The sequence below is a fragment of the Butyricicoccus sp. AM32-19 genome (genome assembly GCF_003480365.1).
Lineage (GTDB): Bacteria > Bacillota > Clostridia > Oscillospirales > Butyricicoccaceae > Agathobaculum > Agathobaculum butyriciproducens.
Genome location: NZ_QUIX01000001.1, coordinates 123,230 through 138,009, shown reverse-complemented (window position 1 = coordinate 138,009; position 14,780 = coordinate 123,230). Strand labels below are relative to the sequence as shown.

Sequence of the window (14,780 nt, the reverse complement as noted above, 5' to 3'; positions counted from 1 at the left end):
GATTTCTGTCAGCGTGCCGCCGCTTCCGCGCCGTGCATTGCACTTTTATGCGAGCCGGTGATGGAAAACTCCACCCATTCGGCAATATTGGTCGCGTGGTCGCCGATACGCTCCAGATACTTGGCGATCATCAGCACATCGAGTACGCGCTCGCCGTCCTCCGGGTTCTGCGCGATCTCCGCGATGAGGTCGCTCTTGCACTCGTCAAACAGGCGGTCTACCACGTCATCATATTCAATAACGCTCCATGCAAGGGTCAGGTCACGGCGGACAAACGCGTCCAGGCTGTCGGTCACCATTTTAATGGTTGCCTGCGCCATCTGGTCGATATGCGTGTTGTGACCGCACGCACCGGACAGATACGTTACAATCTCCGCAATATCGCTTGCCTGATCACCTATACGCTCGATATCCGTGATCATTTTCAGCACGGAGGAGATCAGACGCAGATCGCTTGCCACCGGCTGCTGCTGCAGCAGCAGCTTGAGGCACATGGACTCGATTTCGCGTTCCTTGCGGTCGATCTCCTGATCGATGCGGATGGCGGCCGCCGCCAGCTTGATATCGCCCTCAAGCAGAGCCTTTACCGCACTGGCGATTGCGTTTTCGCACAGTGCTCCCATCGAGATCAGCTCATTGTTCATCTCCGCAAGCTGATTGTCAAAACGGTTTCTCATTAGCCGAACCTCCCCGTAATGTAGTCTTCCGTGCGCTTGTCCGACGGCATGGAGAACAGCTTTTCGGTGTCATCCACTTCGATCATGTCGCCAAGCAGGAAGAATGCGGTCGTATCCGAAACACGGGTGGCCTGCTGCATATTATGCGTTACCATAACGATAGTATAATCCTTTTTGAGCTCGAGCACAAGGTCCTCGATCTTCGCGGTGGAGATCGGATCAAGCGCAGAGGTCGGCTCGTCCATCAGCAGCACCTCCGGGTCTGCGGCAAGCGCACGCGCGATGCAGATACGCTGCTGCTGACCGCCGGACATGGACAGCGCGGATTTTTTGAGGTTATCCTTGGTCTCCTCCCAGATAGCGGCACGCTTGAGCGAAGTCTCGACGATCTCGTCAAGCTGCAAACGGCTCTTGATGCCGTGCGTGCGCGGACCATAGGCGATGTTGTCATAAATCGACATCGGGAACGGATTCGGCTTTTGGAATACCATGCCGACACGGCGGCGCAGCAGATTGACGTCACAGTTCTTGTAGATATCCTGACCGTCAAGCATGATATCGCCCGTGATACGGCAGTTTTCCACCAGATCGTTCATGCGGTTGAGCGAACGCAGCAGCGTAGACTTGCCGCAGCCGGACGGTCCGATGAATGCGGTGATCTCATTCTCCTTGATATCCAGATTGATATCGTGCAGGGCGTGAAAATCGCCGTAATGCAGATTCATATTGTGAATTTCGATCTTATTTTCCATGTTCATTCTCCATTTACTTCTTGGTCAGCTTTTTCGCTGCCAGAGCGGAAAGCGTATTCATCAGCAGGACCACCAGCAGCAGAACAACTGCGGTAGCATTTGCCTCGTTCATGTGCAGCGCCTCACCCGAGAGCACATACATGTGGATGGCCAGCGTACGGCCGGACTGGAACAGGCCGGGAATCTGTGCCATGGTGCCTGCGGTAAAGATGAGCGCCGCAGTCTCACCGACGATGCGTCCGATACCGAGGATAACACCGGACAGGATGCCGGGACCCGCAGCAGGCAGCACGATGCGGAATACCGTGCGCAGACGTCCGGCACCCAGACCGAACGAGCCTTCGCGGTAGGAATCCGGAACCGCAATCAGTGCTTCCTCAGCGGTACGCATGATGAGCGGCAGGATCATGATCGCCAGCGTCATCGCACCGGCCAGCAGCGAGTATCCCCAGTGCAGCCTGGTGACGAAGAACAGCATGCCGAACAGGCCGTACACAATGGACGGAATGCCGGAAAGCGTCTCGGTCGTGATGCGGATGACGTTTACCAGCTTATTGCCGCGCTTGGCGTACTCATTCAGGTACACGGCGGTGAACAGGCCGAGCGGCACGGCCAGCAGCAGTGCCAGCGCGGTCGTTTCAACCGTAGTGAGGATGGCAGGCATCATCGAGACGTTCTCAGAGGTATAATTCCACTGAAACAGCGACGGCTTGAGATGCGGAATGCCCGTCACCAGAATATAGCCGAGCAGGAACAGCAGTACCGCAAAAGTCAGCATAGCCGCGCCGTACACCAAACCCTTGAGCACAGCCGCAGATGCGGCGCCGTGCACCTTTTCGGTCTTTGCCTGTACGCGCACTGCCGGTTTTGCAGCAGAGACAGCTTCTCTTGTCATGCTTCCTTCCTCCTCTTGAGAACCGAGAATGCCAGATTGATGAGCAGAATGAATACGAACAGCACAACGCCGGTCGCAATAAGCGCCTCACGGTGCAGGCTGGTGGCGTAGCCCATCTCAAGCACGATGTTTGCCGTCATGGTGCGGATGCCCTTGAGCATACTGCCGGTCAGCCGCGGCTGGTTGCCCGCTACCATGATAACCGCCATAGTCTCGCCGATGGCGCGGCCGATGCCGAGCACGATGCCAGCCAGCACGCCGGACTTGGCAGCCGGTACCATAACCGTGAATATGGCACGCTCATGCCGTGCGCCCATGGCAACGGCGCCCTCGTAGTAACTCATCGGAACCGCACGCAGCGCCGCTTCGGACACACCGATGATGGTCGGCAGAATCATAATGCCGAGCAGGATGGACGCCGCCAGAATGGACGAGCCGGAGATATCCGCGCCGAACACGCCTGCCACCGCACGGACTGCCGGTACGATAATGACCATGCCGAAGAAGCCGTATACGATGGACGGAATACCGGCCAGCAGCTCGGTGCACGGCTTGAGCAGACCGTACAGCTTTTTCGGACAGTAGAATGCCATGAATACCGCGGTCAGCAGACCGATCGGCACGCCGATAACGATCGCACCGGCGGTGATGTACAGGCTGCCGAGGATCATCGGCAGGATGCCGTAAATGTCGTTGCCCGGCTTCCACTTCGCGCCTGTGAGGAAGTCCAGCAGGCCAATCTCCTTCATGGCAGGCACACCGTTCGCAAACAGGAAAATACAGATGAGCACCACCGCAAAGATGGAGGTCAGCGCACAGAGGAAAAATACCATGTGCATCAGGTTTTCCCGAAGGTTTTTCATAAATCTTTCTCCTATACAGGCACAGGGCGAATCGCTTCGCCCTGTTTTATCAGTCTGTGAATTCGCTTACGCGAGATCGCCCCAGTCAGTGATGTCACCGACATAGATACCCTTGATCTGATCCATAGACAGGTCGTCAATGGTGTTCGCCGGGTTTACGACTACTGCGATGCCGTCCAGCGCGATGGCGGTGCCGGTCAGCTGTGCAGTCTCGTCATCCTTCAGCTCGCGAGATGCCATGCCGATGGCAAAGGTGCCGTCCATTGCGCCGGTCATGCCGGAGGTGGAGTCAGAGGTCTGCAGGTCGATGCTTGCGTTCGGGTTTACAGCCTTGTACGCCTCGATCAGCTTCTCCATAACCGGGGATACCGAGGAGGAACCGCCAACTGCGATCTGGCCGGAGGAACCGTCGGAAGTAAAGGCTGCTGCATTGTCGTCAACAGCGATGTACTTGTTATCGGTTACAACAGCCTGACCTTCCTTGGAGAGGATGAAGTTGATAAAATCCTTGGCTACGCCGGTCGGCTCGCCCTTGGTTGCAATATTGAACGGACGGGACAGCTTGTAGGTGCCTGCCTTTACGTTATCTACGGCAGCTTCTGCGCCGTCTACCTTGACAGCCTTTACGGTGTCGTTCAGCGCACCGAGGGAAATGTAGCCGATAGCCTTCTCGTTGCCTGCTACGCTGGTCAGCACAACATCGGTCTTGTTGGCGATCTCGGCATCCGCGGTGGTATTGTCGATCTTCTCGCCTGCGTCGTTCTTCTCCTCTACACCAGTCAGTTCGATGAACGCGCCGCGCGTACCGGAACCATCCTCACGTGAGATAACGGTGATTGCACCGGATACGCCGCTGTCATTACCGCTTGCTTGGGAATCCGAAGAATCGGAAGAGGAGCTGCCTCCGCAGCCGCTCAGTGCACCGGTCAGCATCAGTGCTGCCAGAAGCATGGAAATGCTCTTTTTCATAATTAGTTCTCCTTTTACATTCGTCTTCGTTTTTTGTTACAAGATTATCTTACGGAAGTTTTGTAAAATGCAAAAGCGAGAGTTCGTTAAGTTTAAGTAAAGTGTGTGTTTTCGAGTAAAATCTATGTTAAACCGAGGTTTTCGCCTGCGATTCAGCGGGATTTGTGCTCTGCGGAGTGCAGGAACGTGCGGCATCCGCCGCAGGGGCAAAAAGGAAGGACAACCTGCGGTTTTCCTTCCTCTTTGGACTCCTACCTTTCCCTTGCTTCCTAATCTGACGCAGATTACCTACATGTGACCGCTGCGAAACAGGGGAACGGCAGAGGATTTTTTCTTCCGTGTTTTTCGTGACCTGTTCGCAGGGTCGGATAGTGTTCTGCTACACAGGTCGGCTACTTCCAGCAGGCGCGGCACAAGGTGAATTGCCCGTAGGGCAAGAGAGGGCCCCCTGGGGGATGACAGTGCCGCGCAACTCTTTAACACGTTATACCGCACGGCACCTGCGAATTAAGCGTTTGGTACAATTTATCCTCGCAGACCCTGTCTATTATAACGCGCTCACGAATTGCGCGGCACGGTCATGCCGCGCCTGCGCAGAGTAGCCCGTATGTGTAGCAGTACGCTGTCTGTGAACTGCGAAAAGGCGGAGAAAGACACGCAAGAGTAACCCGACTGCCGTGTCCTTTTCCTGCTTACGCAGTCTACCGTCTGCACCCAATCTATCCTAACAAGGGAAAGGTAGGAGTTCAAAGAGGAAGGGAAACCGTAGGTGTCCCTTCCTTTTTGCCCCCGCGGCAGGCGCCGCAACGTTCCCGCCGTCCGCAGACGGCGAATCCCCCCGCTTGATCGCAAGCGAAAACTCCCCGCCCGTTAAGGGCGAACCGCCTGCGCGGTTCGTATGCCTCGCCGAGTCGGTGCCTAGAAAAAAAGAGAACCCTCTCACGAAGGTTCTCTAAAAAATCAGTTTTTTCGCTTTCGGAAGTACCCGAGGTACATAACCGCTGCCGCCATGCTCCAGAAATACGCCATCATATACGGCACCTCGAAGATATTCTCGAAGTAGCAGTGCACCAGCACGCCGCACATGCCTGCGAACATGGAAACCGCCAGCACGCGCGTGCGGTCGCCCTTGGTGTAGCCGGTACGGCCGATCGAGCGCAGGCTCCACAGCACCAGACCGAACAGCAGCAGGATGAAGAACGCCAGACCGAGATAACCCATCTCGACCAGCGTTTTCAGATAATAGTTATCCATGTAGAAGTAGGAGAAATCCTTGGTCTCCTCGATGACCTTGTTCTGCATGGCAACCGCGCCGCCGAAGCGGCCGAGGCCGAAGCCGAGCACCGGATTGCTCTCCTGCAGCAGCTTGAGACCCTTGGACCAGCGAATGACACGACCTGCGCGGCGGCTTGCTGCAAGGTAATCCGCGGTAAACAGATACGTGATGCGGTTCGCAATAGACGGGATTGCCAGCAGTGCACCGACACCGGCCACGCCCATCAGCGCGATCAGGCGGCGGTCCAGAAAGATAGCGAAAATCACAACGGCTACTGCCAGACCGCCCCAGGCACCCTTGGAGAAGGTGAAAACGCAGCTCAGACACATCATGCCGGTCGCGCAGACGGCCAGCACCTTGACCCACATTTTACTGCTGTAATATGCAAGTCCTGCCACCATCGGGGCAAACAGCACCAGCAGGCTGCCCATGATATTCGGGCTGCCGGTGAGCGAGTACACGCGCGTACGCACGCTGGCCTCGGTCTGAGAGACCCAGCTCGACGGAATCGGCGCGGCTACGATATACTGGTAAATACCGTGCGCCGCAATGCAGAGCGCCATCACGACGAGCGCACCGTAGAATACCGCGAAATCGCGGTCGTTTTCAATCAGGCGGGTGACGAGGAAGAACCAGAACAGGTACTCCACAACCGCACGGTAGCCTGCTACCGCGATATGCGTATTCGGAGAAACCGCACACATCAGGAAAAAGCCGACCGCGATGAACAGCAGCAGATAGGCATCCACCGGCGTGGCACGCGAGCCGAGCGGCGCACGCTTCATCGCCATGTGCCACAGGATGTACGCAAATGCAGCAAGCATCAGGCACTCATCCCACACGGATGCCACAAACGACGGCAGATAGCCGGCATCCGACACCCAGCGGACAGCGGAATCGAGCGGCAGATACATCGCCAGACAAATCAGCAGCAGACCGCGCATGCCGACGAACCTGCAGGCTCTGCCGATCAGGCCGCCGCCTGCGACACGCTCAATCGGCCGCCAGACAGCAAGGCAGATGCGGTAGATCAGGCTGTTTGCCGCAATTCCGCCCAGTTTTTCGACAAACCGGCGCAGCGCTGCCAGAATCCGCGCATAGATGCTGTTCGCCGAGGTACATATCGGTGCCGCGCAGAATTTATTCCACAGACGGCAGAACACCGAGCTTGGGTACGCCTGCCGGATACGGTTAAAGAATCCCGCGATAGCGCCCTCGTGGTACCATGCGCGCAGACACATCAGCAGCCGCACGAACAGACTGTTTTCAAATAACGCTTTCATAGGCTTTAATTATCCGCAATATCGACCGAATCAATGTTGCCGGTCGTCTCAAAATCGTTGGTCTTTACAATGAATGTACGGCCTGCGCGCACCTCCTGCGTACCGATGGCCGGTGCAGGCGTGCCCTTGGAAACCTTGGTCGTGATGGTGAATACCAGATCCTTCTTCTCCGGATCGGTTGCCGTTACAATGCGGCCGTCAGCGGTGGTAACCTGCTGATTGTAATCATCGATCTTCATGTCGGTGATCTGCGCATTGACATAGCTGTTGCCGTTTACCAGTGACTTGCCTACCTGGCTGTTGCGCTGCACCTCGTTTACCAGGAACGGCGTTGCACCGCGTACGCGGACGGTCATCGTCAGGGAGACCTGCGGAGACGCAACCTCCTTGATCTGCTTGGCAAACAGCTTGTAACCGACACCGGCTACGACAGCGATCGCAGCGACCAGCACCAGCAGATCGACAACATTGATGATGCCGAACAGCTTGCCCTTTTCGTTAATGATCTTCATAAATTTCCTCCGTTGGCAAATGAATTTCGTGTTTCACTGTGTCATTATACCATAGAGCGACTGAAAAGTTAAGTGTTATCTTTGTGAAGCAGCAAGTCTGCCAGAAGTGACCGAAATTCCACCCGGTCGCTGCCTGTTCTGCTCTCACCTGCCGCCTCCTCGCAGGTGATGGAAAACGCCGTACACCACCATGCCGCACGAGGACTCTGCGGCGCAAACGCCGACCAGAACAGCACAAGAACCGCTGTCAGAACTGCCGCAAGTGCCTTTCTATCCTGTTTCTGCATAACAAAACCGCCTTTCTGCATCCGGTGTACCCAGTATGCCCGAAAGGCGGCTTTCTATACCCGTTTAATTGCAGGTTTCCGTCAGGAATGTATCCGCGAAACGGCGACGCAGCATTTTCGCTGCCGTTTTGGCGCGGCTCTCATCCGAGAACAGGCCGTACACGGTCGGGCCGGAGCCGCTCATCAGCGTACCGTCCGCACCGTTTTCTGCGAGAAACGACTTGATTTCGCCGATCTGTCGGCGTTTTGCCGCCGTAACGGTCTCCATCACGTTGGACAGGTACGCGCACACGCCCTCGTAATCTTCCTGATTGAGCGCGGCCATCATACCCTTGTTGTCCGGATGCTCGAGAATATCCACGCTGTCGATCTCCTGATAGACCTCCTTAGTCGGCACCGCAAACGGCGGCTTACACAGTACGACCCAGCAGTGCGGCATATCGGGCAGCAGGCTCAGCTCCTCGCCGATGCCCTGCGCCAGCATGGTGCCGCCGCGCAGGCAGAACGGCACATCGGCACCCAGTTTAAGTCCCATCTCGCACAGCTCGTCGTCGGTCAGACCGGCTGTATGCAATGCGTTGAGCGCACGCAGCACAGCCGCCGCGTCCGTCGAGCCACCCGCCAGACCTGCCGCAACCGGAATGCGCTTTTCGATATGAATCTCGCAGGTTTCGAGTAGTGCGCCGGTCTCCTTGTAGAACAGCTCCGCCGCACGGTACGCCAGATTGCGCTCGTCGGTCGGCAGAAACGGCAGGCTGCAGCTCAGCACGATGCCGCGCGGCTTTTTCTCGCCGTGAATGGTGGTAACACGCACGGTATCGTGCAGCGCGATCGACTGCATGACCATTTCCACCGTGTGGTAGCCGTCCTCCCGCCGTCCGGTGACGTCGAGCGTCAAGTTGATCTTTGCACGGGCACGAACGGTCGTATCCGCGTGTGTAATTTCCTGCTTTCTTCCAAAAAACATGTTATTTCAGCCTCTACATTTATTTCAGTGCGATCTGCACCGGTTTGCGCTCTCGGAACACGGTAACGTGGGTAAAGCCTGCGTCGAGTGCATTCTTCACGCAGTTGTCTACGCCGCGTGCCACGGTGTCCAGCGTATGCGAATCCGAACCGATCGAGATGCGCTCGCCGCCCATGCGCTTGTATTCGTACAGAATATTCTGCGGTGGACCGACTTTTTTCTGCCAGCCCGCAATGCCGGCAGCATTCAGCTCAAGCGCGTAGCCGTGGTCGATGCACAAGCGCAGCACCTGCTGTACGCGGTCCATATAATTGTCAAACGACGGGATATAGTCGCCGTGCTTCATCACGCGCAGCGGATAGTCAATATGCGCCAGCACATCAAAGCCGCCGTGCTCCTCGAGCAGCAGCAGCTGATCGAAATACTCGTGCAGGAACTTGTCGCAGTCCATATTCGGAAAGTCGTGAAAGTAGATATCCAGATCGTTCGGCATAGCATGCAGCGAGCCGATGACCATATCGAACGGATGCGTGCGGACAAAATCGTCCGCGTCCGGTGTAGCGTGCAGCTGTCCGATCTCCATGCCCGCCAGAACCTCAATACCGCCGTTCCCTGCCGGACGGCGCTTTTCCCATACCTCGCGCGCACATGCTTCCGGGTCACGGTTGTCGCGCGTGCCGCCCGAACGCAGAAAATCCAGATGATCGGTAATGCCGATGATATCCAGTCCGGCCTGCTCGCAGGCGTGAATTTTATCGTCGATGGACTGCGGATACTGGGCATCGGCTGAATATCCGGTGTGCATATGCAGGTCTACCCGCATGGACGTTCCTCCTTATAGATAATTGAACACGGTCTGCACAAAGCAGGCGACGATCAGCAGAAACATGCCTGCATTCTGCAAAACGGCTTTGAGCGACGGCGCGCAGGGTCCGTGCAGCCAGACCTGCTGTTTTCTGCCGCGAACGAGCAGAATTATGCCGATCACCAGCATTGCCATCCAGAACAGACCGAGCGCCGACTGCGCGGCTATGGTATCCGGCAGCAGCATGGGCACCACCGAGCCGATGATGTTGAACAGCATGTGCAGCAGCACCGAGGTACGCAGCAGTCCGGTGCGGTAGTACGCATAGGACAGCAGCAGACCGAGCGCAAAGGCGTAGAAAAACTGCTCCAGATTGGCGTGATACAGGCCGAACAGCAGCGCAGAAATGAATGCGCCCGGCTTCTGCCCGTACCGCGCGAGACGGCCGGCCAGCAGGCCGCGGAACACCAGCTCCTCACACAGCGGACCGATAATGCAGGCACCGAGAACGATGGCCGTCATGGACATCTGCGAAAAGCTCTCGTCCACCATGCCGACCGGATCGCGTCCGGTCAAGGTGTAGACCATGTCGTTGATATTCGTGCCGATGAGCGAACCGAGCCACATCAGCGCACAGCCGATGACAAACCACCGGCCCATGCGCTTTGCGCCTGCCCGCTCCCTGCAGAACGGCATCGGCGGTGTTTTACGCCACAAACAGAACACAATCGGCAGCGATACCGCATAATGTCCGACGAGCAGCAGCAGATAATACAGCGTTTCCGGTATGCGGAACGGCAGGATCCAGCCATCCAGCCAGTACAGGCCGAACTGCCAGAGGATCGACCACAGCATGATCGCCAGCACGGAAAATCCCAGCTTCGAGCAGTAGCGGCGCTCCTGCGGGATATCAATTTGCTCCATAAAAGTTTCCTCTCCGGGCAAAAACAGAGGCGGAGCCTATGCTCCGCCCCCATATTTGTCTAATTGACGAAAGGCTTACTGAGCCTTGGCCTCGTTTACCAGACGCTCGGTATCCTTGGCGATCATAAGCTCCTCGTTGGTCGGAATAACCAGAACGCGAACGCGTGCCCAGTCGATGGAGATATCCATCTGCTTGCCGCGGTACTTGTTCTTCTCCGGGTCGATCTTGATGCCGAGGTACTCGAGGTGCTCGCAGACATCCCAGCGAACCGAACGGTCGTTCTCACCTACGCCTGCGGTGAAGATGATAGCGTCTACGCCGCCCATCTCAGCAACGTAGGAACCGATGATCTTCTTAACGGACAGGTTGAACATATCCTTAGCCAGAGCAGCACGCGCGTTGCCGTCAGCAACTGCAGCGTCCAGATCACGGAAGTCGGAGGATACGCCGGAGATACCCAGCATACCGGACTTCTTGTTCAGGATATTGATGACCTCGTGTGCGTCCATGTGCTCGTGCTCAGCCAGGAACTCGATGATAGCCGGGTCGATGTTGCCGGCACGGGTGCCCATCGGCAGACCGTCCAGCGGAGTAAAGCCCATGGAGGTATCGAAGCTCTTGCCGCCGTTGATTGCGCAGATAGAAGAACCATTGCCGAGGTGGCAGGTAATCAGGCGCAGCTCCTCGAGCGGACGGCCGAGCATCTCAGCAGCCTGCTGAGAAACGTACTTATGGCTGGTGCCGTGGAAGCCGTAACGACGGATCTTGTACTTCTCGTAATACTCATACGGTACTGCGTACATATAGTGGGACTGCGGCATGGTCTGATGGAATGCGGTATCGAATACTGCGACCATCGGAACATCCGGGCCCATAACCTCGCGGCAAGCCTCGATGCCGGTCAGGTTAGGCGGATTGTGAAGCGGTGCCAGCGGTACGCAGTCCTCGATAGCCTTGAGGACCTTCTCGGTGATGATAACGCTGTCCGAGAAGAACTCGCCGCCGTGTACAACGCGGTGACCTACTGCGTCGATCTCGCTCATAGAGGAGATGACACCCTTTTCCGGATCGAGCAGAATGTTGATAACAGACTGGATCGCTTCCTTGTGGGTGGGCATTGCGATGTCAAACTTGAACTTCTCATCGGACTTGTTGCCGGTGTGGGTCAGCACACCGTCGATGCCGATGCGCTCGCACAGGCCCTTCGCCATTACCTCACCCGACTCGGTGTCGAGCAGCTGGTACTTCAGCGAAGAACTGCCAGCGTTGATTACCAATACTTTCATTTGCGAAAACTCCCTTATGCCGTATTTGGCGGCTTGCATAAAGCCGCGGAAGCCTATATAATAATGCTATATTTTTATTCTACACGATTCTTTGCAAATGTACAACCCCTTTTTCGAGGTTTTTACCTTGCAGACCGCTGTCATCTCGCTGAAAGGAGCACCGTCATGACCGTATGCGGCATCACCGCCGAGTATAATCCGTTTCACACAGGGCATCTGCACCATATTGCCGAAACCCGGCGCAGCCTCGGCGAAAACGCCGTGATCGTGTGCGTGATGAGCGGCAATTTCGTCCAGCGCGGCGATTTTGCCGTGCTGGATAAGTACGCGCGTGCCGAAATGGCCGTGCGCTGCGGCGCTGACCTCGTGGTTGAGTTGCCTCTTGCGGCAGCGCTGTCCTCTGCGGAGGGCTTCGCCAAGGGTGCGGTGCAGACGCTGCACGCACTCGGGTGCGGCACGGTGTCGTTCGGCGCGGAGACTGCGGATGCGGATTTGCTTTTACAGGCGGCAGAACTCCTGAACAGCCTGCCGATGGAGGGTGAATCCGGCTCTCCGCACCTGTCCTACGCCGCCAGACGGCAGGAGGAATTAGCGAAAGTTCACAAGCAGGCGGCAGCTCTTTTAGACAACCCAAACAACACGCTTGCCGTGGAATACTGCCGCTTCCTGCTCCCGCTCGGGATGCATCCGCTTGCGGTGCTCCGGCAGGGCGCGGCCCACGATGCATACGCGCCGCACAGCGGCTTTGCCTCGGCGAGTCTGCTGCGAGCGCATTTGCGAGACGGTGATTTCGCGTTCTGCGCACCGTTCCTGCCGCCTGCGGCTCGCGCCGTGTGGAAGAAGGCCGCAGATTGCGGTGAAGCGCCGGTCGCTTTGCCGGAAGACACACTGCTCGCGCTGCTGCGGACGGCACTCTATCAAGGCAGACTGCAGAGCGGCTCGGCAGACGGCTTTGATGAGCGGCTGTGCAAGGCGGTCTATACGTCACATTCGTTCTCGGATGCTGTAGAAAAGGCTCGAACGCGGCGGTTTCCGGCGGCTCGTGTGCGCCGTGCGCTCCTGCGGTCTGTGCTCGGTGTGGAGACGGACGCACCCGTCTCCCCTGCTTATCTGCGCGTACTGGCGCTCGGCCCGCGCGGGCGCTCTGTGCTGAAAACCGCCTCCCTGCCCGTTATCGTCAAACCGGCAACGGAAAAACGGCTGCCCGCAAATCTGCAAGCGGCACTCTGCCGCGATGCCTTCGCGGACGACCTGTTTGCGCTTGCACTTTCCGATCCCGAACGGAGAATCGGCGGCGGGCATTTCCGCAAAACGCCGTTCTGTCTACGCTGAATTGACAATCCTCTCATTTTGCTTTACAATAAACTTTAGCGTTGTAAAGTGAAACGAGGGGATTTTATGATTGGTCTTGGAACCATTGTAAATGTTGGCACGGTGCTTATAGGCACTACTATCGGTATACTGTTAAAAAACGGTCTGCCGAAACGCTTTGAAAAAACGGTCATGCAGGGACTGGGACTAACCACCTGCTTTATCGGTATAGGCGGAACACTCAGCGAAGTATTGACCATACAGAATGGCGAAATCGGCACCCAGCATACCATGCTGCTTATACTCTGTCTGGCACTCGGCGCTGTCATCGGTGAAGCGCTGAATATCGAGCAGCGACTGGAGGATTTCGGTGCATTCTGTCAATCACACTTTGCTGCCAAAGGGGACAGCCGATTTGTTGAAGGCTTCGTTACCGCATCTCTTCTGTTTTGTGTCGGTGCAATGGCAATTGTCGGTGCATTAAACGATGGTCTGAATGGTGACCCAACCATGCTGATTGCCAAGGCTATTCTGGATGGTGTTGCCTCGATTCTCTTCGCCGCATCTCTCGGCAAGGGCGTATACCTGTCTATTGTGCCGATTTTCTTCTATCAAGGCGGCATTACATTGATGGCACGATTCATCCGTCCCTGGCTGACCGATGTCTTGATTGGTCAAATGTCGTGTGTCGGCTCCGTGCTGATTTTTGCCATTAGCTTGAATCTTATCTTCAACAGCAAGCTGCGTGTCGGCAACCTGCTGCCTGCAATCTTCCTGCCGGTGCTGTTTTTCTTTCTGGCGCGGTTTTTCCCGACTCTCGGCACCTTATAAAATCGACACCGTTTGACTTTCTTTTCGCCCTCCCGTATAATGGATACAACATTTAACGAAACGGAGCCGTAAACTATGCTCGCTTACACTTATCGAAAACAGGGTGAGTTTGCCCTGCAGAACAAGCCGGAACCCGTTCTCACGCATGTAGGAGACGCGGTAGTGCGCGTTACCATGTCGAGCATCTGCACGAGCGATCTGCACATCAAGCACGGCTCGGTGCCGCGTGCCGTACCCGGTATTACGGTCGGCCATGAGATGGTCGGCGTAGTCGAGCAGGTCGGTTCGGCAGTCAAAACCGTCAAACCCGGCGACCGTGTAGCCGTCAACGTGGAGACGTTCTGCGGACACTGCTTTTTCTGTCAGCACGGCTTTGTCAACAACTGCACCGATCCCAACGGCGGCTGGGCACTCGGCTGCCGGATTGACGGTGGTCAGGCGGAGTACGTCCGCGTGCCGTATGCCGATCAGGGTCTGACCGTCATTCCCGATCGCGTTTCCGACCGGCAGGCGCTGTTTGCCGGCGATGTACTCGCCACCGGCTACTGGGCAGCCAGGATTTCCGAGATCCGGCAGGGCGACACCGTGCTTATCCTCGGTGCCGGGCCGACCGGTATCTGCACCATGCTGTGCGCCATGCTGCATCACCCACACAGGATCATCATCTGCGACCCCGATCCGGCGCGGCTGCGCTTTGTGCGCGAGCGCTATCCCGATGTGCTCACCATCACGCCCAACCACGCGCAGGAGTTCGTGCAGCTGAACAGCCCGCACGGCGGCGCGGATGTGGTCTGCGAGGTGGCAGGCTCGAACGAAAGTTTCCGTCTTGCATGGGAGTGCGCCCGTCCGAACGCCGTTGTCACCGTTGTTGCACTGTATGACAAGCCGCAGGTGCTTCCCCTGCCCGATATGTACGGCAAAAACCTGATCTTTAAGACCGGCGGCGTGGATGGCTGCGACACCGCAGAAATCCTGCGGCTGATTGAAAACGGTCAGCTGGATACCACACCGCTCATCACGCATATTTTCCCGCTGAATGAGATTGAAGCGGCGTACGATCTGTTTGAGAAGCGCCGCGACGGTGTAATGAAGGTGGCAATTACGCCTCCGGATAAGTAAAAACAAGCGGCAGAGGCACAGC

General features: G+C 56.8%; 15 protein-coding genes. 3 read left to right on the top strand and 12 right to left on the bottom strand.

What is annotated here, in order from left to right:
• Positions 1-8: 8 nt before the first annotated feature.
• The 12 genes from phoU to DW806_RS00530 all read right to left on the bottom strand — a co-directional run bounded on the left by phoU (position 9) and on the right by DW806_RS00530 (position 11,497).
• Positions 9-677 (bottom strand): phosphate signaling complex protein PhoU, encoded by a 669-nt coding sequence (phoU, locus tag DW806_RS00585; protein ID WP_116704734.1) that lies wholly within the window; start codon positions 675-677, stop codon positions 9-11.
• Positions 677-1,429: a phosphate ABC transporter ATP-binding protein PstB gene (gene pstB, locus DW806_RS00580; RefSeq protein WP_118728789.1), complete on the bottom strand. Its 753-nt coding sequence runs from the start codon at positions 1,427-1,429 to the stop codon at positions 677-679. The genes phoU and pstB overlap by 1 nt, the downstream gene beginning before the upstream one ends.
• 13 nt (positions 1,430-1,442) lie before the next feature.
• Positions 1,443-2,324 carry a phosphate ABC transporter permease PstA gene (gene pstA, locus DW806_RS00575; RefSeq protein WP_118728788.1) on the bottom strand — a complete coding sequence of 294 codons (882 nt, stop codon included), beginning with the start codon at positions 2,322-2,324 and terminating at the stop codon, positions 1,443-1,445.
• Positions 2,321-3,187, bottom strand: a complete 867-nt coding sequence (gene pstC / locus DW806_RS00570) for a phosphate ABC transporter permease subunit PstC (protein WP_118728787.1) — start codon at positions 3,185-3,187, stop codon at positions 2,321-2,323. Before pstC ends, pstA begins: the two co-directional genes overlap by 4 nt.
• Before the next feature lie 66 nt (positions 3,188-3,253).
• On the bottom strand, positions 3,254-4,156 hold the full coding sequence (locus DW806_RS00565) for a substrate-binding domain-containing protein (protein WP_118728786.1): 903 nt from the start codon (positions 4,154-4,156) through the stop codon (positions 3,254-3,256).
• Positions 4,157-5,116: 960 nt separating this feature from the next.
• On the bottom strand, positions 5,117-6,715 hold the full coding sequence (locus DW806_RS00560) for an O-antigen ligase family protein (protein WP_118645880.1): 1,599 nt from the start codon (positions 6,713-6,715) through the stop codon (positions 5,117-5,119).
• A gap of 5 nt (positions 6,716-6,720) precedes the next feature.
• Positions 6,721-7,227 carry a DUF4330 domain-containing protein gene (locus DW806_RS00555; RefSeq protein WP_110435405.1) on the bottom strand — a complete coding sequence of 169 codons (507 nt, stop codon included), beginning with the start codon at positions 7,225-7,227 and terminating at the stop codon, positions 6,721-6,723.
• Positions 7,228-7,295: 68 nt separating this feature from the next.
• Positions 7,296-7,514: a hypothetical protein gene (locus DW806_RS00550; protein ID WP_110435406.1), complete on the bottom strand. Its 219-nt coding sequence runs from the start codon at positions 7,512-7,514 to the stop codon at positions 7,296-7,298.
• A 64-nt stretch (positions 7,515-7,578) separates the two neighbouring features.
• On the bottom strand, positions 7,579-8,481 hold the full coding sequence (ispE, locus tag DW806_RS00545) for a 4-(cytidine 5'-diphospho)-2-C-methyl-D-erythritol kinase (protein WP_118728785.1): 903 nt from the start codon (positions 8,479-8,481) through the stop codon (positions 7,579-7,581).
• A gap of 19 nt (positions 8,482-8,500) precedes the next feature.
• A complete protein-coding gene (locus DW806_RS00540) occupies positions 8,501-9,304 on the bottom strand; it encodes a PHP domain-containing protein (RefSeq protein ID WP_118728784.1) in 804 nt (267 codons plus the stop codon).
• Between the two features lie 12 nt (positions 9,305-9,316).
• Positions 9,317-10,210 carry a CPBP family intramembrane glutamic endopeptidase gene (locus DW806_RS00535; RefSeq protein WP_118728783.1) on the bottom strand — a complete coding sequence of 298 codons (894 nt, stop codon included), beginning with the start codon at positions 10,208-10,210 and terminating at the stop codon, positions 9,317-9,319.
• 75 nt (positions 10,211-10,285) lie between these two features.
• A complete protein-coding gene (locus DW806_RS00530) occupies positions 10,286-11,497 on the bottom strand; it encodes an acetate/propionate family kinase (RefSeq protein ID WP_118360029.1) in 1,212 nt (403 codons plus the stop codon).
• 165 nt (positions 11,498-11,662) lie between these two features.
• On the opposite strand from DW806_RS00530, the gene DW806_RS00525 reads away from it, so the two are divergent.
• The 3 genes from DW806_RS00525 to DW806_RS00515 all read left to right on the top strand — a co-directional run bounded on the left by DW806_RS00525 (position 11,663) and on the right by DW806_RS00515 (position 14,758).
• Complete coding sequence (locus DW806_RS00525) at positions 11,663-12,829, top strand: tRNA(Met) cytidine acetate ligase (protein ID WP_158578248.1); 1,167 nt, start codon at positions 11,663-11,665, stop codon at positions 12,827-12,829.
• Positions 12,830-12,895: 66 nt separating this feature from the next.
• Complete coding sequence (locus tag DW806_RS00520; protein ID WP_118728781.1) at positions 12,896-13,639, top strand: DUF554 domain-containing protein; 744 nt, start codon at positions 12,896-12,898, stop codon at positions 13,637-13,639.
• Between the two features lie 75 nt (positions 13,640-13,714).
• On the top strand, positions 13,715-14,758 hold the full coding sequence (locus DW806_RS00515) for an alcohol dehydrogenase (RefSeq protein ID WP_118728780.1): 1,044 nt from the start codon (positions 13,715-13,717) through the stop codon (positions 14,756-14,758).
• The last annotated feature ends 22 nt before the right edge of the window (positions 14,759-14,780 follow it).

What these genes read in the sequence shown, in the direction of transcription:
- pstA (WP_118728788.1), bottom strand. Translation starts at nt 2,324, where the DNA reads ATGACAAGAGAAGCTGTCTCTGCTGCAAAACCGGCAGTGCGCGTACAG.
- DW806_RS00540 (WP_118728784.1), bottom strand. Translation starts at nt 9,304, where the DNA reads ATGCGGGTAGACCTGCATATGCACACCGGATATTCAGCCGATGCCCAG.
- DW806_RS00555 (WP_110435405.1), bottom strand. Translation starts at nt 7,227, where the DNA reads ATGAAGATCATTAACGAAAAGGGCAAGCTGTTCGGCATCATCAATGTT.
- DW806_RS00565 (WP_118728786.1), bottom strand. Translation starts at nt 4,156, where the DNA reads ATGAAAAAGAGCATTTCCATGCTTCTGGCAGCACTGATGCTGACCGGT.
- DW806_RS00525 (WP_158578248.1), top strand. Translation starts at nt 11,663, where the DNA reads ATGACCGTATGCGGCATCACCGCCGAGTATAATCCGTTTCACACAGGG.
- pstC (WP_118728787.1), bottom strand. Translation starts at nt 3,187, where the DNA reads ATGAAAAACCTTCGGGAAAACCTGATGCACATGGTATTTTTCCTCTGT.
- DW806_RS00515 (WP_118728780.1), top strand. Translation starts at nt 13,715, where the DNA reads ATGCTCGCTTACACTTATCGAAAACAGGGTGAGTTTGCCCTGCAGAAC.
- DW806_RS00535 (WP_118728783.1), bottom strand. Translation starts at nt 10,210, where the DNA reads ATGGAGCAAATTGATATCCCGCAGGAGCGCCGCTACTGCTCGAAGCTG.
- DW806_RS00560 (WP_118645880.1), bottom strand. Translation starts at nt 6,715, where the DNA reads ATGAAAGCGTTATTTGAAAACAGTCTGTTCGTGCGGCTGCTGATGTGT.
- DW806_RS00530 (WP_118360029.1), bottom strand. Translation starts at nt 11,497, where the DNA reads ATGAAAGTATTGGTAATCAACGCTGGCAGTTCTTCGCTGAAGTACCAG.
- ispE (WP_118728785.1), bottom strand. Translation starts at nt 8,481, where the DNA reads ATGTTTTTTGGAAGAAAGCAGGAAATTACACACGCGGATACGACCGTT.
- DW806_RS00550 (WP_110435406.1), bottom strand. Translation starts at nt 7,514, where the DNA reads ATGCAGAAACAGGATAGAAAGGCACTTGCGGCAGTTCTGACAGCGGTT.
- DW806_RS00520 (WP_118728781.1), top strand. Translation starts at nt 12,896, where the DNA reads ATGATTGGTCTTGGAACCATTGTAAATGTTGGCACGGTGCTTATAGGC.
- pstB (WP_118728789.1), bottom strand. Translation starts at nt 1,429, where the DNA reads ATGGAAAATAAGATCGAAATTCACAATATGAATCTGCATTACGGCGAT.
- phoU (WP_116704734.1), bottom strand. Translation starts at nt 677, where the DNA reads ATGAGAAACCGTTTTGACAATCAGCTTGCGGAGATGAACAATGAGCTG.